The organism is Methylobacterium sp. WL103 (assembly GCF_008039885.1).
GTDB classification, from domain to species: domain Bacteria; phylum Pseudomonadota; class Alphaproteobacteria; order Rhizobiales; family Beijerinckiaceae; genus Methylobacterium; species Methylobacterium cerastii.
The window spans coordinates 1-1602 of record NZ_VRUX01000788.1 but is presented as its reverse complement, the minus strand read 5'-3'; the positions used below and the strand labels follow the sequence as shown (position 1 = coordinate 1602).

Below are 1602 nucleotides of genomic sequence, written 5' to 3'. Positions count from 1 at the left end.
AGCGCGCCGAGGCGGCGTAGGCGCCGAGCCGGTCCCTGCCCCCTCCCCTCGCAGTGAGGGGAGGAAAGGCGCGAGCGAGCACTCTCACTCTGGAGACACCGATGAACATCGCCGTCGACACCCGTTCCCTCGCCGGGACCGCGCCCGCGCAGGGCGCCCCAGGGCCGGTCCGGCCGGCCGAGCCCGCCCACGTCATCCGCGACGACGCCGAGGCGATCCGGGTCGCGCATGACTTCGCCGCCTCGATCCGCGCCGGCGCGTCCGAACGCGACCTGGCGCATGCCCGGCCGCTGGCGGAGCTCGACCGGTTCTCGCAGAGCGGATTGTGGTCGATCAACGTGCCCAGCGCCCACGGCGGCCCGGAGGTCTCGTACCGGACGCTGGCACAGGTCGTCGCCATCGTCGCGGCGGCCGACCCCTCCATCGCGCAGATCGCGCAGAACCATCTCGGCATCGTCGCGGCGATCCGTACGGTGTCGGACCCGGACCAGCAGGCGCTGCTCTTCGCCGAGGTGCTGCGCGGCACCCGCTTCGGCAACGCGTTCTCGGAGAAGGGTACGCCGCGTGCCGCCGAGTTCGCCACCCACTTCACCGATCACGGCGACCACGTGATCGTGCAGGGCCAGAAGTTCTACGCCACGGGCGCGCTGCTCGCCCACCTCGTGCCGATCGTCGCCGTCGACGATGCCGGCCGCGCCTGGTACGCGATCGCCGACCGCAACGCGCCCGGGCTCACGGTGATCGACGACTGGTCGGCCTTCGGCCAGCGCGGCACGGCGAGCGGCACGGTGCTGATCGAGAATGTGCGCGTCGAGAAGAGCCACCTCGTCCCGGCCTGGAAGGCCTACCAGGAGCTGCCGCGCCTCGACGGGGCGATCTTCCAGATCATCCAGGCGGCGATCGACGCCGGCATCGGCCGCGCGGCGCTCGACGACACCATCGCCTTCGTGCGCGAGAAGGCGCGGCCCTGGATCGACGCCGACCAGGCGCGGGCGTCCGACGACCCCTACACCATCCAGGCGGTCGGCGACCTCACCATCCGCCTGCACGCGGCCGAGGCGATCCTCGACCGGGCCGGCCTCGCGATCGACGCCGCCCTCCCCGACCACGACGCGGCCTTGGTGGACGCGGCCAAGATCGCGGTGGCGGAATCGAAGGTGCTCACCACCGAGATCGCGCTCGCGGCCTCGAACAAGCTGTTCGAGCTCGCCGGCACGCGCTCGACGCTCGCCGAGCACAACCTCGACCGCCACTGGCGCAACGCGCGGACGCACACGCTGCACGACCCCGTCCGCTGGAAGGTGGCGATCGTCGGCAACCACGCGCTGAACGGCGTAGCGCCGCCGTCGCACGCCTGGAGCTGAGCGGTTTGTTCGACGCCATCTCTGCCGGAGCGATCGATCGCCACGTCGCCCTGGACGATTGTTGAGCGCGCATTCCCTCTCGCCGCCCGCGGGGAGAGGGGGACTCAGGCTGCGCGGATCGCCTCGGCGATTTCGTCCGGGTATTCCTCGTGCGGGCTCAGGGCACCCGGCACCGGTCGGCCCTCGACGCGGCCGGAGGCGACGAGCGCGTCCATCTCGGCAGCGGACCGGCGCGGGG

1 protein-coding gene and 1 pseudogene are annotated in these 1602 nt (G+C 72.4%); one reads left to right on the top strand and one right to left on the bottom strand.

The genetic code is table 11. The annotated features are described in order from the left end of the window. Positions 1–101: 101 nt before the first annotated feature. Positions 102–1364, top strand: a complete 1263-nt coding sequence (locus FV222_RS25445) for an SfnB family sulfur acquisition oxidoreductase (protein ID WP_147761343.1) — start codon at positions 102–104, stop codon at positions 1362–1364. A gap of 104 nt (positions 1365–1468) precedes the next feature. Here FV222_RS25445 and FV222_RS31550 read toward each other — a convergent pair. Further along, positions 1469–1602 (bottom strand): annotated as a pseudogene (locus FV222_RS31550) (alpha/beta hydrolase); the annotation flags it as partial.